General features: G+C 50.7%; 16 protein-coding genes and 1 tRNA gene. 11 read left to right on the top strand and 6 right to left on the bottom strand.

Translation table 11 applies throughout. The features are described from left to right. The first annotated feature begins 151 nt into the window (after positions 1-151). Positions 152-1,651, top strand: a complete 1,500-nt coding sequence (gene accC, locus BUB30_RS03230) for an acetyl-CoA carboxylase biotin carboxylase subunit (protein ID WP_073131011.1) — start codon at positions 152-154, stop codon at positions 1,649-1,651. Here accC and BUB30_RS03235 read toward each other — a convergent pair. Together BUB30_RS03235 and BUB30_RS03240 are read right to left on the bottom strand one after the other, a co-directional pair. Continuing rightward, positions 1,596-2,798: a site-2 protease family protein gene (locus BUB30_RS03235; RefSeq protein ID WP_073131013.1), complete on the bottom strand. Its 1,203-nt coding sequence runs from the start codon at positions 2,796-2,798 to the stop codon at positions 1,596-1,598. The genes accC and BUB30_RS03235 overlap by 56 nt on opposite strands. Next, positions 2,788-3,504: an HAD family hydrolase gene (locus BUB30_RS03240; RefSeq protein WP_084137872.1), complete on the bottom strand. Its 717-nt coding sequence runs from the start codon at positions 3,502-3,504 to the stop codon at positions 2,788-2,790. Before BUB30_RS03240 ends, BUB30_RS03235 begins: the two co-directional genes overlap by 11 nt. Here BUB30_RS03240 and BUB30_RS03245 point away from each other — a divergent pair. From BUB30_RS03245 to BUB30_RS03255, 3 genes are all read left to right on the top strand, one after another. After that, positions 3,497-3,570: transfer RNA gene (locus BUB30_RS03245), tRNA-Ile, on the top strand. The two genes, BUB30_RS03240 and BUB30_RS03245, sit on opposite strands and share 8 nt — an antisense overlap. 303 nt (positions 3,571-3,873) lie before the next feature. Continuing rightward, the gene (locus BUB30_RS03250) at positions 3,874-4,938 is read left to right on the top strand and encodes a T9SS type A sorting domain-containing protein (protein WP_073131015.1); all 1,065 of its coding nucleotides are present in this window, start codon (positions 3,874-3,876) and stop codon (positions 4,936-4,938) included. Between the two features lie 75 nt (positions 4,939-5,013). Beyond that, positions 5,014-6,063, top strand: coding sequence for a T9SS type A sorting domain-containing protein (locus BUB30_RS03255; RefSeq protein WP_073131017.1), 1,050 nt, complete (start codon positions 5,014-5,016; stop codon positions 6,061-6,063). A gap of 247 nt (positions 6,064-6,310) precedes the next feature. Here the strand turns inward: BUB30_RS03255 and BUB30_RS03260 are convergent, their stop codons facing one another. From BUB30_RS03260 to BUB30_RS03270, 3 genes are read right to left on the bottom strand one after another with little or no spacing between them, the layout of a single operon-like run. Next, positions 6,311-7,693, bottom strand: a complete 1,383-nt coding sequence (locus tag BUB30_RS03260; protein ID WP_178377005.1) for a PKD domain-containing protein — start codon at positions 7,691-7,693, stop codon at positions 6,311-6,313. Further along, positions 7,683-8,426 carry a hypothetical protein gene (locus tag BUB30_RS03265; protein WP_073131021.1) on the bottom strand — a complete coding sequence of 248 codons (744 nt, stop codon included), beginning with the start codon at positions 8,424-8,426 and terminating at the stop codon, positions 7,683-7,685. Before BUB30_RS03265 ends, BUB30_RS03260 begins: the two co-directional genes overlap by 11 nt. Continuing rightward, positions 8,423-10,270 carry a fibronectin type III domain-containing protein gene (locus BUB30_RS03270; protein ID WP_073131023.1) on the bottom strand — a complete coding sequence of 616 codons (1,848 nt, stop codon included), beginning with the start codon at positions 10,268-10,270 and terminating at the stop codon, positions 8,423-8,425. The genes BUB30_RS03265 and BUB30_RS03270 overlap by 4 nt, the downstream gene beginning before the upstream one ends. Before the next feature lie 494 nt (positions 10,271-10,764). Here BUB30_RS03270 and BUB30_RS03275 point away from each other — a divergent pair, with 494 nt between their 5' ends. Both BUB30_RS03275 and BUB30_RS03280 read left to right on the top strand, forming a co-directional pair. Then, positions 10,765-12,654, top strand: a complete 1,890-nt coding sequence (locus tag BUB30_RS03275) for a transglutaminase domain-containing protein (RefSeq protein ID WP_073131025.1) — start codon at positions 10,765-10,767, stop codon at positions 12,652-12,654. A 2-nt stretch (positions 12,655-12,656) separates the two neighbouring features. Next, positions 12,657-14,732, top strand: coding sequence for a DUF3857 domain-containing protein (locus BUB30_RS03280; RefSeq protein WP_073131026.1), 2,076 nt, complete (start codon positions 12,657-12,659; stop codon positions 14,730-14,732). A 107-nt stretch (positions 14,733-14,839) separates the two neighbouring features. Here the strand turns inward: BUB30_RS03280 and BUB30_RS03285 are convergent, their stop codons facing one another. After that, on the bottom strand, positions 14,840-15,685 hold the full coding sequence (locus BUB30_RS03285) for a hypothetical protein (protein ID WP_073131029.1): 846 nt from the start codon (positions 15,683-15,685) through the stop codon (positions 14,840-14,842). A gap of 451 nt (positions 15,686-16,136) precedes the next feature. On the opposite strand from BUB30_RS03285, the gene BUB30_RS03290 reads away from it, so the two are divergent. The 5 genes from BUB30_RS03290 to BUB30_RS03310 are packed head-to-tail and all read left to right on the top strand — an operon-like array spanning position 16,137 to position 22,149. Next, a complete protein-coding gene (locus BUB30_RS03290) occupies positions 16,137-16,997 on the top strand; it encodes a heme/hemin ABC transporter substrate-binding protein (protein ID WP_073131031.1) in 861 nt (286 codons plus the stop codon). 6 nt (positions 16,998-17,003) lie between these two features. Continuing rightward, positions 17,004-18,071 (top strand): FecCD family ABC transporter permease, encoded by a 1,068-nt coding sequence (locus tag BUB30_RS03295; protein ID WP_073131033.1) that lies wholly within the window; start codon positions 17,004-17,006, stop codon positions 18,069-18,071. Further along, positions 18,071-18,883 carry a heme ABC transporter ATP-binding protein gene (locus BUB30_RS03300; protein ID WP_073131035.1) on the top strand — a complete coding sequence of 271 codons (813 nt, stop codon included), beginning with the start codon at positions 18,071-18,073 and terminating at the stop codon, positions 18,881-18,883. The genes BUB30_RS03295 and BUB30_RS03300 overlap by 1 nt, the downstream gene beginning before the upstream one ends. Before the next feature lie 37 nt (positions 18,884-18,920). After that, positions 18,921-19,997: a hemin-degrading factor gene (locus BUB30_RS03305; protein ID WP_073131037.1), complete on the top strand. Its 1,077-nt coding sequence runs from the start codon at positions 18,921-18,923 to the stop codon at positions 19,995-19,997. 4 nt (positions 19,998-20,001) lie between these two features. Continuing rightward, positions 20,002-22,149: a TonB-dependent receptor plug domain-containing protein gene (locus tag BUB30_RS03310; RefSeq protein WP_245804028.1), complete on the top strand. Its 2,148-nt coding sequence runs from the start codon at positions 20,002-20,004 to the stop codon at positions 22,147-22,149. Positions 22,150-22,167: the final 18 nt, after the last annotated feature.

Here is a 22,167-nt window from a genome sequence, read left to right on the forward strand (position 1 = left end):
ACCGGGGTTAAGCACAAAAAAAAACAAAAACGTGAAGGCAATTTTAAGAACTTCGTGCCGTGCGATTTCGGGTATTTGATACATTTGAGATGGGTCGGGGAAATGTGCCGACGAAATCGATGACAACCGTGTTCATTTTGACTTTTTGATCATGCCGAAAATTAAAAAGATCCTCATCGCCAACCGTGGCGAGATCGCTTTGCGCGTGATGCGCAGCGCCCGCGAGCTGGGCATAAAAACCGTGGCCGTCTATAGCGAAGCCGATCGTGCGGCACTGCACGTGCGCTACGCCGACGAGTCCGTGTTCATCGGCCCTCCCCCCTCTTCGGAGTCGTATCTGCGCATGGACAAGATCATTGCGGCCGCAAAACAAACCGGTGCCGATGCCATCCACCCTGGCTACGGATTTCTTTCGGAGAACGAAGACTTTGCCCAACTGGCCGAAGACTCGGGCATCATCTTTATCGGTCCTTCGGCAAAAGCCATCGAACTGATGGGCAGCAAACTTGCCGCAAAAGCCGCCGTGGCCAAATTCAACGTACCGCTCGTGCCCGGAACGGCGGAGCCCATCTCCGATATCGGCAAAGCGAAAAAGATCGCCGCCGAAGTGGGCTACCCCATCCTCATCAAAGCCAGCGCCGGTGGCGGTGGCAAAGGCATGCGCGTGGTGGAAAAAGAAAGCGAATTCGACGAGCAAATGGAACGCGCCACCAGCGAAGCCAAGTCCGCCTTTGGCGACGGCTCGGTGTTCATTGAGAAATATATCACCAAACCCCGTCACATCGAATTCCAGGTGTTTGGCGACCAGCAAGGAAACGTGGTGCACCTGTTCGAACGCGAGTGCTCCATCCAACGGCGCCATCAAAAGGTGGTGGAAGAGGCGCCTTCGTCGGTGCTTACGCCGGAGAAACGAAAACTGATGGGTGAAGCGGCCATCAACGTGGCCAAAGCCGGCGGCTATTATGGCGCCGGCACCGTGGAGTTCATTCTCGACGAGAATCTCAATTTCTACTTCCTGGAAATGAACACGCGCCTGCAAGTGGAGCACCCCGTCACGGAAATGATCACGGGCCTGGACCTGGTAAAGTTGCAGATCAAAGTAGCCGAGGGCGAAAGCCTTCCCTTCAAACAAGAGGATTTGACCATGAACGGCCATGCCGTAGAAATACGCGTCTACGCCGAAGACCCGGCCAACAATTTCCTCCCCGACATCGGCCGTCTGCAAACCTACAATCGCCCCCAAGGCATCGGCATCCGCGTGGACGATGGTTTTGAACAGGGCATGGACATTCCGTTCTACTACGACCCCATGATCGCCAAGCTGATCTGCTATGCGGACACGCGCGAAAACGCCATCGAGAAAATGATCCGCGCCATCCGCGAATACGACATCACCGGTCTGGAGACAACGCTGGGCTTTTGTCTTTTCGTGATGCAACACGAAGCTTTTCGCAGCGGCAATTTTGACACGCGCTTTGTAGAGAACTATTTCAAACCGGCGGTCCTTCAGCAAGACGCCGTCGCGGAAGAAGAGCAGCTAGCAGCCGCGTTGGCGGTGATGCTGCAGCAGCAGGAAAAAGCTGTGGCGCCGGCGGCTAACCTATCGGAAGGCCAGCAAAGCAAGTGGAGAAAGAACCGACTGGTGAACTGAGGACGGCCTGTACTTTCTTTACGGTGACGATGTCGAACGGCACCGGCGAGAAGCAAAGGAGGAAGATGATCAAGGCGATCCATCCCAACAACACGCGCTTGCCGTCCAACGGCTCCTCGATGTCCGAAGGCGGATGCCGTATGCCCACAAATCGTCCCAGGAAAAATGCGAATGGCAAGAAGCCAGAATACCCCTGCCATGTCGGCTTCAGCCGCCCCAGGACAAACAGTACGGCGATCATGAGCAGCGCATACATAAGCGTGTCGCGTTTGGACAACCCTAGTCCCAGGAATGTGAAGTAGGCAAACCCTATGGCCACCAGGATCCAGGGCACGGAAACGCTCAAATCCTGCGTCGGAAAATTGGTGGGGCTGAACACCCCCAGGCCAGCATAAAAAGTAAAGCCAATAAAAAATACGGTAGCAATGATCCTGTGTTTTTTGTAGCCGAACAACCCGTAGACTACGTGCCCACCATCGAGCTGACCAATGGGCAACAAATTAAGAAAGGTAAAGAATAAGGCCAGGTAGCCAGCAACCAGCACGGGGTAATGCATAAACTCGTGCGGATCGGGAATTCGCGCGGGATCGGCCACGTAGGTTTTGAAGAATTTGAAAATCAGATTATCGCCTACCAAAATAGCCGCTAAATCATCGCCCGGCTGATATACTTTTTCTGCATAATTCGAACCATAGGCTTTGAATTCGGGATGGATCTGAAAGATATATTCCGGGTCGGGCAAGTGCGTGAATCCATAAAAAAGGACGATCATGGCCATGACAAAGCCCGCCAACGGTCCGGCTATGCCAATATCAAAACTCTGTCTTGTGGAAGCCGCGCGTTGCTGCCGGATCACCGCACCCAACGTGCCGATGTTGAATAACGGCAAGGGTGGCACCGGGATATAAAAAGGCAAGGTCGCTTTCACCTTGTGATACATGGCCGTGAAGTAGTGACCAAATTCGTGCACCGTGAGGATCAACAAAAAAGGAATGGAGAATTGAAAACCGGAAAGAAAACCTTCCCAGGTCAGGTTGCCCAGGAACATGGATTTCTCAAATGTGTTCTCGGCTCCGGCAAGCGTGGTGGTGATGACTGTCGTAATGAATAGTACCGCCTGGATGATCCCTCTCTTTCTATTGCTCATGGAAATAGTCGAGGATGATATCGGGATGGGACACGTGCAGGGTTTTGATGCCCAGGGCGCGGGCGCCTTCGAGGTTGGGCAGATTGTCGTCGAGGAAGAGGGTTTCTTCGGCCACCAGGCCATTCTCGTCCAGTACTTGCTGGAAGATGTCGGCGTTGGGCTTGCGCTTTTTCATGACGTGCGAATAGTAGGCACGGTGAAAGAATTGGTCGAGCGACGTGCTGTTGGTGAGCATGTTCTTGTTGATGTGCACCAAGTGGATGTTGTTGGTATTGCTCAACAGGAAAACGCGGTAAGAATTTTTCAACCGTTCCAAAAGTTCCAGCTTTCGCACGGGGATGCCCCGCAACATGGCCAGCCAGCACGTGTCGATCTCTTCGTCGGAAGCCGTGACGCCATAGACGGTCCGGACAAACGACCGGAAATCCTCATCGTTCATCATGCCCATTTCATAGACTTCAAATCCTTTTGAAGAATGGAACAGGTCGGTCACCTTTTGTTTGTCCATACCCGAGAGTTTGGTGAAAGCTTGGAGGGTGTGGTCGATGGAGAGATCGAGGATGACGCCGCCGAGGTCGAAGATGAGATTTTTGATGGAAGGATCGCGCTGCACGGTTTTCAGTTTTGTGTATTCAACTTCAAATATGTAACATTGCAGCACTTTTTCAAACCGCCAAAATGACGGCCGGTATGGAAAGGGGCCCATAGCTCAGCTGGTTAGAGCACCTGACTCATAATCAGGGGGTCGCTGGATCGTTCCCAGCTGGGCCCACTTGAAAATCAGACAGTTACCAAGAAATTTGGGCTGTCTTTTTTGTTTTTGTGCCGCCAGCGATTCCTTTGAAATTAAATTAGCATTAAGTTTTTCTGACTAAGGTTAAAAACGCAAGTTCCATTTGCCTCCATTCGCGACGTTTTAGATCCACACGGATCAACCGATAAGCATCTGTTTACGTTTGTGTGGGTAAGCGTGCAATTCAAACAGAAACTCAACGTGACCTCCTTTTTTTGTGGATTGGAAATTGAATGAATCGCATTAATTTTATCACTTCTACTATCGTTTAGCTCTCATGCTATGATCTATCAAAGTCTTTTCATCCGCATCTTCCTTATTTTACTATTGGCTACACCGTTGTATTGTCAGGCAACAGACGTTCCCATAAAGATACACATCACCGACAAAGAGAGTGGCGCTCCTATTCAGGGCTATAAGGTGAGCCTTACTACTGCTTATTTCGGCAATGCCACCGCGGCCATCAAACCCATTGCAACGCTCGGCCTGACTGACGATTGCGGCAACCTGACCGCTACCGCACCACTTGATAAAGCCAATTTTGCTGTTCATGGCATGCCCGTTGATTCCACATTCATACTTCTTTTTGAACATTGTGCCTACGGACAATTTTACAAGGAAGTTCCCGCCTTCGGGCCAGTCCAGGCATATGAAGTTTCCAAGCCCTTTGTTTATGAATTAAAAGTATCTACGGATGACAGCAAGTCGTTTATCAAACTTGACTGGAAAGCTCACAATTCAACGATACCTGTTTATGTCGCTTCCGGGTACACGGACTTCATTAAAGGGGAACAATTGCACATCACCCGGAGCGTTGACGGCAGCCCGGCTGCTGACTTCGTTTACACATGGACCTACACTGCGGACGAAACCGGATCGTTTGTGGATACAGATGTTAATCCCGTGGGTAATCATGTTTATGTTTACGGAATAAATCCCACGAAAGACTATCGAAGCTTACCGGGATGCAGCAGCACCTGGGAGACCATAAGCCTGACGTTGAATTCTGCGACCCCGGCTTCGACAACAATTTTGCCAACGCCCGTGCCAGACGTTTCCCACTGCGTTGTCTTGGCTGCCGAAAAAGACATCTACCAAAACCTGGACGTATTTCCAATCCCCTATGAAGATCGCATCACGGTAAAACCCGATGAAAAAATTGGACGAGCTTTTTCGTTGACTGTATCCTCCGTGCTGGGCCAGCAACTATACTCCATCCAAAATCCCACACTTTCCCAGTCTGGGGAGCTTATATTGGATCTCTCCGTTTTACCAGCAGGCTTACAAATCCTGGAATTGAGAACGAAAACTTCACGGCAAGTCGTCAGAATATCAAAAGTAAGATAAAGCAACACACCGCGGTTTCACGCAAAAATGAATCGTGTTAATTTTATGCCTCTTACTATCGTTTAGCCTCATTCTATGAACTTTCAAAGCCTTTTCATCCGCATCTCCTTGATCTTACTGTTGGCTACCCCGTTGTATTGTCTGGCAACGGATGTTCCCATAAGGGTACACATCATTGACAAAGAGACCCGCGCTCCCATCCCGGGCTATGGGGTTACCGTTACTACAGGTCACATTGGCAATGACTACCCCCCGAAACTGGAGCCATTATTGTCATTAGGCGTGACGGACGACTGCGGCAACCTTACGGCTACCGCTCCTCTTGAAATGGCCCATTTTACTGTTCATGCCGACAAATGGGACTCCACGTTTCTGCTGGTTTTTGATCATTGCGTCTACGGGCAATTCTCCGCACCTGTTCCGGCCTTCGCAGGTGTTCAGGAATATGAAGTTTCCATGCCTTTTTTTTACGAATTAAAAGTATCCACAGACGATACGAAGTCCTTTATCAAACTCGACTGGAAATTGCATAATTCAAGCCCTCTTATTTATCTTCCTTACCCTGGTGTTATGGCCGGAGGACAACTGGCCATTAACAGGAGTGTTGATGGCGACCAGCATGGATTGATCACCATTTATGATCAACCCTACACCGCCGACGACGAGGCAGGATCTTTTATCGATACCGATGTTGATCCGAATGGCAATCATGTTTACCATTACTCACTAAATCCTACCAAGTACTTTATGTCCGGCTGCTGGCCATCCGCCACCGTCACCTTGAATTCATCCACTCCGGCCTCAACGGTCATTTTACCGAAGCCGGTGCCGGACGTTTCACACTGTATCGTTTTGGCTGCTGAGCAAGGAGCCTATCAAAATCTGGAAGTATTTCCAATACCCTATGAAGATCGTATTACCGTAAAACCCGATCAAAAAATAGGAAGAACTTTTTCCGTAACGGTATTCTCCATACTTGGCCAGCCGCTATACTCCATCCAGAATCCGGTGGTTTCCAATGGAATGCTTATACTGGATCTTTCTGTCTTGCCTGCGGGTGTACAGATTTTAGAATTGAGAACGAAGTCGTTACAACAGGTCATCAGAATATCAAAAGTAAGATAAAGCGACACACCACGGTTTCACACAAAATTTCTATTATCACCTATCTTGGACGAATCGAGAAGGATGCGAGCGTTGTCATGTTCAGAAGAATGAAGAAAGAACGGCCGAAACTGTAGCCGTGGCGACCACTGATAGCATTTCCTACGTTGTGGGGCCGGGGACGCTTTGTGCCGGGACCAGTTGCAAGGATTTCGCGCCTCAGCAACGTTGTTACTTACTACAGTGCGGGGCAAAAAGCGCGACCGCTCTAGGGATGGCTGACCAGATTTCCATTCTGATCAATTTCCATGAGCATCAAGTCGGAGTGGTCTCCGTCTTGTGATCCCAGCAGAACAAGGTTGTTTTTATTGTTCACGATCGCCATATTGAAAATATCGTACCGCGTCGATCCGAAGAAACGCGACCAAACGACTTTGCCGTCGGGATCCACCTTCGTGCCGATCATGTTTTCCTGAAAAATATAGGTGAACCCATCTATCTCCAATACCTGGAGCGGTGGTCCATAGCCGATCCCATAACCCCTGCCTTGCATGGCGGCATTGTCGACCTGCCACAATACTTCGCCTTTCTCGTCTACCCGTGTGGATACGTGCCACGCTTCGGGGCCTGTGGGGCTTCCGTTGAAATCGAAATACGCCTCGGCTGAGTATACATAGCCTGACGTAAGCGGAATAATATCGAAGACGGCGGAAAGTGTATACTCTTTTTCAAACAAGACCTCGCCATTCAATTTCCTTTTGCTGACTAAAGTAGTGGATAGCGTATTCAAAGTCCCAGGTTTTTTATAGTGCAGCAACAATTGGTCCGTTCCCTTAAACGTCACACCGGCATAGTCATAGCCCGATTTGCTCACATCGTATTGCTGGTGGTCTGTTAATTCACCCTGTGAATTAAGGTGGTCGATGAATACCAGCGATGCGTTGTAGTTGGTGCTGGTGAGATCGTATTCACCTGCGTTTTCTGTTAGCCGTGGTGCCACATCATGTCTTTGAATGGTTTGCGTCGCGAGCAGGTTGGCCGTGAGGTCAAATCTCCAAAACTGATTATTCAACACCACCAAATTTTCCTGGGTATTGACCATCGGTGGAACAGTCCACTGTCGCTGTTCCCATTGAAAAGGAAGTAGTTTAGCATATACCGAATCCAATTCAGGAGTCAGTGCCATCAGTCCGAAACGTGGGGCGCCCGTGCCTTCGGAGGTATAGAGCACGCGGTAGTAATGGCTTTTGTCCTGATACAAAAAAATCCCTGTCTCTTTGGACGTCTTTGCACCAAAAACTTTTGGCGGGGGAAGGATGGTGATGAGTGTGTCGCGGGAGAACTTTTTGCCCAGGTCGGCGATCACGGTTATTCGGTAGGTACCCGGGAAGGTGTAGGTGTGGGTCGGATAGGATTCGTTGCTGGATTCCCCGTCGCCGAAATGCCATTCGCAGCTGATGTTGCTCGAGCTTTGATAAAAACTTTGCACTCCGAGTCTCACCGGACGCCCTGCAAAAAGGAATTCGCTCTCCTGCGAAACATATGTAATTCGAACAAGGTTAACTTCTGTTGCTGACGGTTCATCGCTGCATCCCGCGAACCACAGCAAAAGCCATGCGCCACAAAACAACAGGAACATTCTATTTTTCATCACCATCTCGATTAAAATTATACCCCACAGCCAGTCCCAACCGGATGCCATCCCACCGAACCGTGACCGGCGCATTGACGTTCATCACCGTTTCACCCGCCTTTGTGCTGTTCATAATTTCCACGGAGTTGGTCCATTGAAGGTCGCCCGCAGAATTGAACTCATAGAGCACCTTTGCATTGACAAAAAAACCGTGAAAGGACCGGCTGGCCGAAATGCCGGGGCTGAACATCACATTTGTCGACTTAGCCTTCCGCTCCAACGTGCCTACAAACGCGGGCTCGGCAACGATGTTGGTCTTCACTTCCATTCGATTGAAGATCACACCAGCATCAAGTCCAGCAAAGAATTTAACGTGATGGGTTTCGTATACCTGGTATCGATTTGTTGAGGCCACTGAGATGCCGCGCACCAGAATATCGTTTGTATATGAACCTGTGTAGTCACTATAGGCGGCGCGACCACCGGTAGAGTTCAACCCCACAATCAGTCCTGTTGAAAACGACGGAATCACATTCATGCTCGCCCAGATGTTGTACCCGATGTTTGACGGAAAATTGTCGACCACTTTAGCGGGTAGATAGAAACCGGATGATGGTTTCAAGAAATCTTTCAGCGCTTGCATTTTAAAGGTTCCGAAGGTGGCCCCTCCCCCCATCTGCAAATTCTGCGCATGCGCAGCGAAGGGGATTCCAAAAAAAATAATAGATATCCGAAAAACGTATTTTTTCATAGGGGAAAGGCAAGGCCGTTGCTGGCGTAAACGGTGTTGTTATAGAGTTGATAATAATCCCCTGTCACTTTAAATGTGCGCTGGATGGCTTTGGTGTCCACATCAAAAACAAAGTATTCGATATCGGGATACGTTCCATGGTAACCGCCGCATAAACCTGTGATGGGATCGTAGGAAAAATTTGTTACGCGATAGTCCGGGAGATCGAAGCGGGTTACCAGGGATTGGGATGGGAGATCATACCGTCCGACGGTTCCGTCACCATAGGCAATGAGCACCTGGGGATCATTCGGTTTGAAAGACAGCACACGTGCGTTTGCCGCGTCGGGGATGGTGGCGACATAGCTTGGCGTGTTGCCCGTTATAGCGTAGACATCGCCTTTCTGAATATAATATTTTCCGTCGGGGGAAAGACCCATGTTGTAGGCGTAGTCAGGAATGTTGTTTTGAATGATCTCGCCGGTTTCCAGGTTGACGACCACAGCCCCGTGCAACCGCGTGTCTAACACCGCGACGCCCGGGTTGGAGACTCTTATCTGATAAGCAAAGACCGATGGCGTCATTTCAGGAATGCTGATGGTTTTGATGAGATTAAAATCCTTATCGAACTGATAGATGTTTTCGTTCACGAACAGGTAGAATTTACTCCCATCGGGGGTGGTGCCATAACCGGTTCCTCCGCTGCCCTTGTTGGTTAAATACCCTGATAGATCAATTTTCCGTTCAATGGTCAGGGTCTGGGAATTGACGAAATACACTTCCTTAGGGGTGTTGCGATCGAAATTGATCAAGATTTCCTGACTCCCAAACCACTCGGGTGTCTTCACCAGGGTTTCACCTAGTCCTTTGAATTCGAGCCGTCTACCAACGTAAACCATCGTGGAGAAAAAATTGCCCTGCTGTTCGCCATAGGGAGAAGTAGTGTAGGCGGAATAGGTCGGAGTCTCGCCAAAGGGAAGCTGCAGGGAGATTGCGCCGGCCTCGTTGGGATAGGTTGTATAAATGTTACTCCAGTCCTTGGTGACCAAGATATTAGCGATGTTTGAATATAAAGGTGATTTCGTCCAGGTAAGCTCACGGGTATTGTCACCGGTCTGTTTGATTGTCATGATCGTTGGCTTAACTATGGTGTCTGACGGAATTCCTGCAACATCGAAAGTGTAGCCCACCAGGTCGATCTGATATTTAATGTCCGATCCGAAATACAATGAATCCTTGAAAACCAACACATCGTTGTTCACCAGCGAAGTGTTCTGATACTCCGACCACTGATCTCCGTATTTCGAATAGCGCCTGACCTTGTAGTGCGTGAAGTTTTTTTTCTCCGGTGCCTCCCACGTCACGTAAAAGGTCCCGTCTTTCACGGTGAACTTTTTGATTTTCACTGGCTGCGGGGCCGTCAGATCGATGACCAGGTTGTATTCTTTTGAGAGGGTTTCATATTCCTGGCCGATTTGTGAAGCCAGCGTTCCAGAATAACTGAGGAAGGTGGCTTCAATCTTTAGAACGTGATTTCCTTCTTGGAATTTTTTTGGATCCAGGACGATCTTCGTTGGATTGTCCGGATCAAAAAGCGACGTGCCGTCGAGCAGGCCTTCGATCTTCACGAGCGTATAGTCGCCTTGTTTGGTGGCGTATGAAAAAGAAGTAGGCTTGTAAACATAGAGAATGTCGTCCACGTCAGCCAGGTTCACTTCAATACCCTCCGGCGGCGGCTTTGAAACCGGCACAAAGAAATTTCCTTTGGGCTCATAGCAGCCTTGAAACAAAAGGAGCGCAATAACTGAAGCAAGGATCTTAAAAAGGGAGTATCGGTCAGGGCCGAAACGGTTTATGATAGCCATCGTTAGTTTCTAGCTTGCAATAATACACGTTTCCATAGGACCTCGCAATTTCCCCCTGCCCAGGGTACCCACTGGATTTTCCGGCATAAGCATGGGCTAATTCTGCTGGCTTCCTGTGCATCAGACCAATAGCACTTCTTACGGATGTAAGTTATGCCCAATCTGTAGCCTTTTATTTCGGGTCAGTTGGAGTGCGATAGACCCTTTAGAAGCAAAAACCTGAAAATTGATGGATCCTGCCCATGTCGGCCCCTTTCCAGGGCCACCTTGGGGCGATTTTCACCCCTCATTTTTCATGTTGGACATGGTTGAGAAATTCAGCTTACATCAAAAAAAATCCAAGTTAACCTGCTGATCGGGGCGTTCAAATCCCTTTGAGAGACGCTCAGTGCCATGGGCCTTTTGAAAAAATACACCTTCCTGTATCTTTGTTGAAATTTTTTGAACACGATTGTGTCACACGTTTATTCTGCCAAGGCCCTTTAACCTATCCTATGAATAACCCCCTGTTTGTTGCCCTGCTTTTAACAGCAGGCGTTTTGCATGGCCAGGATTTTTCCCAACAAGCCAAGACGCTGCAAGCAAAATATCCTGAAGAAGCGGCGGCCGTTCTCCGCGCCAATGTTGCTTATGTACTGACAAAGGATTCACGCGTGGGCGCGAAAGTGAAGGTGACGCGTTCGGAAAAACTGTTGTCGCTGCGCTATAACCAGGCGATCCACGAGTCGGAAGTATACGACGGCAATTCGCAGGTGGAGACGTTCACGGCCGAAAGCAGTCTCAAACAGCGACTGACAGACGCCAACAAAGTGTGTGGCACCTACACCAGCGAAGGGTTGTTTTTTGACGACAGCAAATTCTGCATGCAAGAGCTCAAGCTCAAAGAAGTGGGTGAAGTCTGGGACGTGACCAGTGTCAAAAAACTAAACGATGCCAAATACCTGACAACGGTCTTCTTCCAGGAAAAATATCCCGTGTTGGAAAAGACAATTTCCTTCACACTGCCGCAAGACATGGAGGTGGAGATCCGCGGATTCAATCTCGACGATTTTCCCATCACCAAAACCGAACGCGTGGCCGATGGCAATCGCATCGTGGAATACACCACCAAAGAGATGCCCGGTATGCAAAGCGAATCGTTCGACCGCGGGCTTCAGTACAATCATCCGCACCTCCTGGTATTGGTGAAGTCGGTCGGCACGTCCTCGCAAAAGACCAACGTGCTCACCTCGCCACAGGATCTTTACCAATGGTACGCCAGCCTGGCACAAAAGCTCCAGCCTAAACCGGAGGTGTACAAGGCTACGGTGATGCAGCTCATCAAAGACAAGAGCACCGACGAAGAAAAGATCAAAGCCATCTATTATTGGGTGCAGGACAACATCCGGTACATCGCTTTTGAAGATGGGCTGGCGGCCTTCAAGCCCGATGAGGCCCAGAGTGTGTTCGAGAAACGGTATGGCGATTGCAAGGGCATGGCCAATCTCACCAAGGAGATGCTGAAGACTGCGGGCTATGACGCGCGGCTCACCTGGATCGGCACGAAACGCATTTTATACGACCACTCTATTCCATCGCTCGCCGTAAACAATCACATGATCTGTACGGTGATGCTGAACGGCAAGAAATATTTTCTCGATGCCACCGAAAAATACATGCCTTTCGGAGAGAATGCCGAACGCATCCAAAGCCGCCCGGTGATGATCGAGAACGGAGCAACATTTATCGCCGACAACGTGACGGCCAGCGACAAAAATCGCGACGCCGACATCCGGACGCTAAAGGCCTCGTTGAATGGCGACAACCTGGTGGGCAGCTATGCCATTGAGTTGAAGGGAGAAGCCAAAAAGAATTTTCTTTACAGCTATCATTACACCAAGACGGACCGGCGTGACGCCTTTATGACCGACTTCATTTCGCGGGGCAACAACAACATAAAAAATACCAATCTAAAGCTCCCCAACCTCGAAGAACGGAGCGGTCCGCTGGCGCTGCAATGTGATGTCACGTACAATGGCGCCGTGAGCTCATTCAACAACGAGTATTACATCGACATCGACCCGTCCAAAAGTTTCAAAAACTGGGCCGTGAAGGCAACACGCCAAAGCGACATCGACTTTGGTGAAAAAATCCACAATAAGACCGTCGTGGAATTGAGCGTACCCCAGGGTTATGCGGTGACCAGTCTACCTAAGAACGTGACCATCAACGACCCTGAATTTTCGTTCAACATCCAATATTCAAAAACAAACGACAAGGTGGTTTACACCAAAGAAGTGGTTGTGCCCGAGGGGGTCATTAAAAAGAAATCGTTCGACCGGTGGAATGCCGCCATCCGTCAACTGGTAGAAGCTTATGATAGTCAGATTATCTTAAAAAAATAGACATGAAGAAAGTTCTGTTAGCATGTATCGTCCCGTTTTTGATCATCGTCGCAGCTCAGGCACAGTCTGAAGTAGAGAAAAAAGTGAAGCAGAAAATCTGGGGTCAGGCGCCAGCTGAATTTAATGCCACACAGGTGCCTGAAAAATGGAAAAACGAATCGGCCGTGTTGCTGGCCTATCACCGGGAGTACATATGCGACTTTGCCACGAAGGTGGGCATTGGAGCACAGCGCTATTATGTGGAGACGCTCAACATCCATTTCCGCATCAAGCTGCAGGACAAAGCCGCCGTGGGCGACTTCTCTGATATCTCGTTCGACAACAAATCGATCACCACCAACTTATTCGGCCGCGCTTCTTCCTATCGCATCCTGGGCATCAAGGTGATCAAACCCGATGGCAGCCAAAAAGAAGTGGACTTGAAGGACGCCGTGAAGGCCGACGCCGGGAGCGGCGACGATCTCAAGATCCCCATTCCCAACCTGGCAGAAGGCGACATTATAGACTACTTCATCGCCCTGAAAACCGAAGGCCTGGCGATGCCCGACTTTGGCGACGAAGATTTGATGGAGGCCAAGTACCCCGTGGTAAAACAAACCATCACCTTTATGGTCCCACACCAGATGGAGCTCTACAGCACGTCGTATAATGGCGCGCCCGGATTCAAGAAAGTAGTAAAAGACAACGACGTCATCTATACACTTCAGGATGAAATGCGTGAAAAGGCTCCCCAGATCTTGTGGGATTATCCCTATCGCAGCGCACCCCACATTCGCTACCGGGTCAGAAAGGAAGACATGAAACCCGATGTGACCAAGACCGCCAAGGAATACCTGAACTATTTCAGCACCTACCCTACCGACATCGGGGTGATCGTCGATTACATGGACGTGAACTTCAAAAAGGAAAAAGACGTCAAAAAATTGATCGAAGAGTTCTTTTACCTCGTACGCAATCCGATTTATAAGGAGGCCTTGTTCGAAATCAAGCAAGGTGAACCTTTGAATTCGAACAATCCGCCAGACAAATTCTTCTTCCTGGTAGACCATTTCTGCAAGAAATATAAAATTCCACACACCGTGCTGTTGGCCCCCGCCCGTTCGTACGGACCATTCGAGGAACTGGTATCGTTGGGATCTTGCGACTTTGTGGTCCGCATCGACACGGATCCGGTCATGTATATTGCCCGGCCCACGCCCTTCCGGTTGCCGGATGAGATCCCTTATAGTCTTGAGGGCACGGATGCCTTTTCTGTCTATTCATCCAAGGGCAACACGATCCGTGTGAGCAAAGATGATCAGAATGCAACGCTCACCAACATCACGGCCGCTCTTGATGCAAGCGATAACACCAAACTTCAGATCAAGCGAAACGTGTCGGCTAAAGGCTACAGCAAAACGTATCACCAGTACCTCGTGGTGACGGATTTCGATTATTTAAAAGAATACGATCAGCCAAAATACCAAGTGGAGCGGTCGCGCCTTTTGCACGGCCTGATCAAAGAATATAACGAAGAGAAAACGAAATTCGGACAACGTGTCACCCAGGACTATACCGCGCGCGACACCCGCATGAAGGAAGAGCTGGAAGAAGAAATGGAAATCAAAGTGTCGGACTACAAGAATCTCACGGTGAAGAGTTCGGGCATGTGGCACGCGAACCCGTCGGTGGAGTACACGGACGAGTTTACGGCGGAGAACCTCACCAAGCGGGCCGGTCCCAATATCATTGTGGAATTGGGCAGGCTCATCGAAAAGCAAACGCAGATCAAGGATGATCAAAAGAACCGCACACGCAACATTTACCAGGACTTTGCCCGGTCGTTCGACCACACCATTGCGTTCACCATACCGGCGGGCTATACGGTTGAAGGCCTGGAGAATTTCAATAAAAAGACAGAGAGCGCCGCTGGCGGATTTGTATCAACCGCCACCAGCGATGGAAAGACGGTGACGATAAAGATCCGGAAACATTATGCAGAGAATTATTATGCTGCCGCGGACTGGCCCAAGCTCAATGCGTTCCTGCAAGCGGCTGTGGATCTTTATAGTGCGAAGTTGTTGTTGAAGAAGGCATAGGAGACGATGATATTGGGGTTGACCTCATAAAAAAACAGCCACGAGTCCGTGGCTGTTTTTTTTATGAATCTCCTGGATGACTCCCCGCACCTATCAAACTGTGCTAATTAGTTACAGGTGCTGGCACGGGGCAACCACGTTGTGGTACCGGTGCTGGTCTTCATGTCGATGGTCACCTCCGGCGCTCCCAGCGAGGTGCCCGCATCGTTATATGGAGAAACGATATAAAGGTATGTGCTGTCGGGGCTCGCCGTAAGGTCTGTAAACGTTTCGTTGCGGCCATCCACGAAGTCCACACTGAAAATTTCCTTCATCCAGGCCGTACTGTTCATTGTCTGTCGCCAAACGTGAATTTTCTTCCCCCATGGAATCGTGTAATAGTTGGGCTGAACGCCACCATTGGCGCTATAGGTTCCCCATGGGGTGGCGCGAGTCGTCCAATCAAGCCGCACGCTCGGCACAGACCTATCGACCGTTGTCTTGAAATTATACACTAAAGGTCGTTTGGCCATGATTTCCTTATTGGATTCCCCAATCTCCACAGCGTCATAAAAATCACCATACGTAATTCCCCTAAAAAGCAACACAAAATGCGTTGAGTCTATGTAGCCGTGTGCGGTAGACCAAGCCAGCGCTCGGGGTGCTGGCCCGCTTACACGGCCACACTTGTCGGATATTCCAAGAGGGGTAACATCTGAGAACGTAACCGTCCCATTGCCAAAATGGACGGTGGTTAAAAAGACTTGCATGTCGGCCACTGGCCGCTGCGTGTCAAAGTCTATGACGGTGAGGTTCAATGAGTCGTCTACGTCCACAAATTCATCTATATCCGGAACGGAATCCCGCGTTACGGCATCCGTGGTTACAGGATCCACTTCGTTAGAATTACAGGCACCGAGAAACATCGCCGTCAACATCAGCAGACAAAGAAAATTCACAAGTAACGTTTTCATAATTTTAAATTACAGCCAAATTTATCGTTTTCCTCTTTATCCATCAAGTGCAATGCAGCACAGCCAATCTATTTGTTGATCAGCCCACACGTTAGACGCACGATCGGGGGAAAACGTTGGGACACACCAAAAAAATAATTTAGTGCCCGCGCGATTACTTCCTCCCTGTTAACTCAGCGTTAATGGAGTGGGTTTCAAGGGATAAAAGGGCCTCAGCGGACGGATAAGACCATCGTTCATTTCCGATGTGTAACGATGCGCGCTTCTATCACCTTGGCAAGATCCATAAATCCCCAGATAAGGGTACGTCAGGGCTGAGCGACTACCCTATCCGGAGTACGACAACGGGGGCCGAACTACTCATTTTGTTCCTCAAAAATTGACTCCAACAAGCGATTGACGCAGGGATAGGTCAATATCTACATTTGTTTAGAATCAATCTAAACAAAATATGAAAACGCATTCTAGTCGCTCTATAAATACTGTTCTCACCCTAATCCTGCTTCTCATTTCCTTCATCGCCGTCGCGCAAGAACGGATCATTACCGCCGGCAGCGCGCTCACGGAGACGGTATGCGCTCTCGGCGACTGTGATAAGATCATCGCCTCCGACCGCACCAGCCTCTACCCTGCTCACATCCAGCAGCTACCCTCCATAGGTTACCGCGGGGGTATCAATGCGGAGGGAATTATTAGCCTGAAGCCTACCCTTATTATCGCAGAGAAGGATTATGTGGAAGACGCTGTCCTTGAGCAACTGGGGGCGAGTGGCATCAAGCTGTTGATCATTGATCGCAAACCCGAGATCGGCGATACCAAAAAATTCATCACGCAAATTGCCGCGGCGCTGAAACGGGAAGCCGAAGGAAAAAAGCTCATCGCTAAAATCGACAGCGACCTGGCGGAAGCCAATGCGCTCTTAAAGAAGACGACTTCCCATCCGAAAGTGATCTGTATCTACAACCGCGGCACGGCGACGGTGAGCATGGCAGGCAAAAATACGTTTGGCAACATTCTATCTTATGTAGGAGCCACCAGCGCTGTGGCGGACATCGACGGTTACAAACCTTTAAATACAGAGTCGCTGATCGCGGCCAACCCAGACTATCTTCTCATGGTGTCTATGGGATTGGAAAGTATCGGCGGCGTTGATGGCATGCTGAAAGTGCCTGGTGTGGCGCAGACCACGGCGGGGATGAAACGGCAGATCGTGGCCGTTGAAAGCCTGAAGCTCACCAATTTCGGTCCGCGTGTAGGCGAGGCGATAAAAGAGATCGTTGTGTTGTTGCATCCTGAGTTGCGTTCGAAATAAGCCGTGATGAATCTTATACTCGCCACGCGCGACTACCGGACCACCCTAATCCTGACGGGACTGAGCTTCTGCCTGATCACGGCAACGTTGTTCTCCTTGTCGGTTGGTGCTGTTTCAATTCCCGTGAAGGATGTTGCCGTCATCCTGCTTCAGAAGCTGGGGCTTTTTCGAAGTGTGACGGTGGAGGGCATGCATGAAATTGTGTTGTCGTCTATCCGGCTTCCGCGCATCATCATGACCGTTCTGATCGGCGCATCGCTGGGTGTGAGTGGCTCGGCTTTGCAAGCCCTGTTCAGGAATCCGCTTGTTGAGCCCAGCCTCATCGGGGTTTCCGGTGGTTCGGCTTCGGCGGTAGTGATGGTGATCGTTTTTGGCAGCGCCTTGCCGTTGCCGGTGAATGGATGGTTGTATCATTCGCTTTTGCAACTGGTGGCGTTTGGTGGCGGCATGCTGGCTACGTTCATCGTGCTGAAGTTGAGCAGTCAAATGGGGAAGACAAACATCGCGATCCTTATTCTGACCGGTGTGGCGCTCAATGCGCTGGCCGGGGCGGTGATCGGGCTTGCTATTTTTTATGCCGATGAAAATCAGCTGCGCACATTCACCTTCTGGACCTTGGGCGATCTGGGCGGAGCCACCTGGGACAAGTTAACCTTCGCAGCTCCCCTCCTGGTCACGGCGTGTGCCGGCTTGCTGTTCTTTGCGCCTTCGCTGAACCTGTTTTCATTAGGGGAAGCCGAAGCCTATCACACGGGCGTGAATGTTGAAAGCACGAAGCGGCGCATCATCATTTTTGCAGCACTGGCCGTGGGCATCAGCGTGTCGCTTTCGGGCATTATCGGATTTGTAGGGTTGGTGGTGCCGCACGTGATCCGTGTTTCTTTCCATTCCGATAATCGTCTGGTGCTGCCCGCCTCCGTTTTGGGTGGAGCCTTATTGCTGGTTTTGGCTGATGTGATCGCCCGCACCGTGGTGAGTCCTTCCGAGTTGCCCATCGGCGTGGTGACGGCGCTTGTCGGCGCACCGTTTTTTATCGGGTTGTTGATGAACGCTAAACGCAAACACGAACTATAATGTACCAGGCTTCTCATCTTTCGTATCGCGTCCGCGAAAAAATTCTTTTGCACGATGTCAGCCTCGCGATTGCTCCAGGGCAATTCACCGCCGTGGTGGGGCCCAATGGCGCGGGCAAGAGCACATTGTTGAAGACGATGGCCTTGGAGTACGCGGGCTATCACGGTGACATTGTGATCAATGGCAAGTCTGCCAAGGCCTATTCGCCACGCGAGCTTTCGTTCGTCCGGGCGGTGTTGCCACAAAGTACGACCGTGCAGTTTGCTTTTACGGTGGAGCAGATCGTAGCGCTGGGGCGACATGGCTACCGGTCGTCGAGAAAAGAAAATGAGGCGATCGTGGATGAAGTCATGGCTCTCACGGGAACGGATGTGTTTCGCGAGCGGAGCTATCTCACGTTGTCGGGTGGCGAAAAGCAGCGGGTGCAGTTGGCCCGGGTGCTGGTGCAGGTTTGGGAGGAGACGCTGTATCCGCGCTATATGTTGTTGGACGAGCCTACCAGCAGTCTCGACATCGCACAACAGCAACACATCTTCAGCCTTGCTAAAAAAGTATGCGAGCGCAACATCGGCGTCATGGCCATTGTGCACGACCTGAACCAGGCGGTGTTGTTTGCCGATCATCTTTACTTTCTCCGGGACGGAAAGCTTGTGGCTTCCGGCTCAGCACACGATGTTTTTACAAAATCAATCATCGAGGAAACGTTTTGCTGTCGCGTAAACGTATACCGCGATCCGTGCAACAACTGTCCCTACATCATTCCCGAGCGGGAAGTCTTCGCACCATCCCCTTCCCTGGTCATCGAAAAATAAAATCAAGTCTATAACAAACTCTTAACTCCATAACCACATGAGCACGATCATTGAAAGCAGATCATTCACCCTGAGCGAAGCCTGGAAAGGTGTTCAAAGCGCAAAGCCCGGCATTCGCATTCGCGAAGCGGCAAAGGAACTCGGTGTCAGCGAAGCCGAATTGCTGGCCACAAAATTACACGATGGTGTGACACGTCTGCAAGGTCCCTGGCCCGAGCTGTTGAACCGTTTTAAAACCCTGGGTAAAGTGATGTCGCTCACACGCAACAACGCCTGCATCCTGGAACACAAAGGTCCCTTCCAGGACGTGAACGTGATGGGCGAAGATACGCGCGCGATGGCGACCGTGATCGGTCCCATTGAAACGAGGGTGTTTTTTTCAGGCTGGCATTTTGCCTTTGCGGCGACAGAAGAGAAATCGGATCGTGTGCTGAAAAGCATCCAGATCTTTGATAGATCCGGCGAGGCCGTGACAAAGATCTATCTCCAGGAAAAAAGCGACGAGGCCGCCTATGAAAAATTAGTGGACGAATTCCGGGCAGAAGATCAAAGCCGCGAGCTCGATGTAGAACCTTATGCTCTCGATGTCCACAACGGTCCCACCGATGCCGACGCGTTTTTGAACGAGTGGAGCGAACTGAAAGATACTCACGACTTCTTTGGTTTGCTGCGCCGCCACCAGGTGAGTCGCTATCGGGCGTTGGAGTTGGCCAGCGGGCGGTTCACGTTCCAGGTAAATGCCAAAGTGACGCCGAAGCAAATTCTGGACAACGCCTCCGTCAGCAAGCTTCCGATTATGATCTTCGCCGGCAACCGCGGCAATCTGCAAATCCACCAAGGGAAAGTAAGGACCATACGCCTGCTCGACCGCGGGCACACCGGCGCGGAGCAATGGCTCAACGTGCTCGATCCCGACTTCAACATGCACATGCGCATGGACCTGGTGCACACCGCTTGGGTGGTTCGCAAACCTACGACCGAAGGCGACGTGACCTCCGTGGAGCTTTTCGATAAAGAAAAAAATCTCATCACCCAATTCTTTGGCTTGCGCAAACCGGGTATTCCGGAAAAGTCAGAGTGGAGAGCGCTCGTCCATGAACTACCGGCCTTGTAATGTCATGACGATCTTCTCTACGCCCCCAACATTTTTGCATTCCGTTTTTCAAAAGCGGCTGCAGGTTGCCTACGGCCTGGTGGTTATGGCTTTGCTGGGAAAAACAGATGCGCTGGCCCAGGACTCGCTCGCCTCACGCGAGCTCGACGCGGTGGTCGTTACAGCAACCCGCAGCGAGCGCGCATTGTCGGACTTGCCGGTGCCGGTGACGGTGATTCCCCAGCAGCAGATCAAGAACATGGGGTCGTTAAGGCTCAACGACGTGCTGGCCGAACAAACCGGGCTTGCCATTGTGAGTGACCATGGGACCGGTATACAGATGCAAGGGTTCACGCCGGAGTACACGCTCATCCTCATTGATGGGGAACCGTTGATCGGGCGCACGTCCGGGACGCTGGAGTTGAATCGCATTGCTGTGGGCAACATCCGCCAAGTGGAGATCATGAAAGGTCCCAGCTCGAGCCTGTATGGCTCCGAAGCGCTGGCGGGTGTGATCAACATCATCACCGATCGTCCATCCGGAACCAACGGGATGTTCTCGGCGCGCTATGGCAGTAACCAAACGGCCGACTTTTCGGGGTCACTGAATTATCAAACCAAAAAACTGGGTTTGTATGGATTTGCCAACCGCTACAGCACGGACGGCTATGATCTGTCGCCGGAAACGCAGGGAAAAACAGTGAGCCCGTTCACCAACTACACGTATCGGTTGCGCGCCGGGTATGAATTTTCGAAGCGGGTGCGGTTGTCGCTTTCGGGCCGGTATTTTACGGAGGCGCAGACGAGCATCACCGATATCGGCACCGCCGGAACACCCGTATTGCTGGATGGTAAAGGTGACGTCAAGGATTGGAACTTCAATCCGGTGGTTTATGTCAACGTGTCCGACAAGTTCAAGACCACCCTTCGCTTCAACAGTTCAAAGTACAGCACTACGTCAACGCTGAACTACCAATCCGACGGTGTGGTGTATGACGACACGTTCTTTGACCAAACGTTTACGCGTCCGGAAGTGCAGGGTGAGTATTTCTTCAATTCCAAAAACGTGATGACGCTGGGGGTTGGGCGCATTTGGGAAAGTGTCGAGGCGACGCGGTATGATGCCAGGATGAAATATCAGACCGACTACGCGTATGCTCAATACGAGTGGCAGCCTCTCACAAAGCTGAACCTGTTGATCGGCGGGCGGTTCGACCACCACAGCGCATATGGGTCGCAGTTTAGCCCAAAGCTTTCGGCGCAATATGAGGTGAATCGTTGGCTTGGCGTGCGCGGATCGTTTGGGATGGGCTTTAAGGCGCCGGACTTCCGCCAGCTTTACCTAAACTTTACCAACTCCACGGTGGGCTATACGGTGCTGGGCTCGCAGGAGCTCGTTGCCGGCATTACCCAACTCCAGGCGCAGGGACAGATCGACCAGATGCTCGCTGACCCCGCCTCTTTTGGCGAGATCAAAGCAGAGTCGTCGCACGCTTATAATCTAGGGTTCAAGTTGCAGCCCTATAAAAAGACTTCTGTCACCATAAACGCTTTCCGGAATGACATCAAAGACATCATCGACACCAAGCCCGTAGCGCGCAAAACCAATGGCCAATTTGTGTACAGCTATTACAACCTGGCCAAAGTGTACACGCAAGGGCTTGAGCTGGATGGTGTCCACACGTTGACGGAGGCCATGACGTTTTCGCTGGGGTATCAATACCTGGTGGCTAAAGACAAGTCGGTGGTCGATGCACTGAAGGCCCTCGATGTCTATGCGCGCGATCCTGAGACCAACATCACACGCCGCGTGAAGCCGAGTGAGTATGGCGGTCTTTTCAATCGCTCGCGGCATATGGTGAACGCCAAGGCTTTTTACAATCACAATGCGAGCGGTTGGAGCGCTACGCTCCGGGCGATCTATCGCGGCCGCTATGGGTTTGCCGATATGAACAACAACACCATCCTCGACGACGCCAGCGAATATGTGAAAGGCTACGTCACCGTGAATGTTTCCGTGGCCAAGACCTTTCGCAAATCGCTCCGTTTGCAGACGGGATGCGATAACCTGTTCAACTATACCGACCCACAATACATTCCTTCCGTGCCCGGGAGGCTTTTGTGGGCCAGTGTCGCCTTTACGTTTTCGGCAAAGGGCAAATCAAATCAGTAAAATTTTAAACTCTAATAC

Origin of the sequence: Chryseolinea serpens, assembly GCF_900129725.1 — a bacterium.
GTDB classification, from domain to species: domain Bacteria; phylum Bacteroidota; class Bacteroidia; order Cytophagales; family Cyclobacteriaceae; genus Chryseolinea; species Chryseolinea serpens.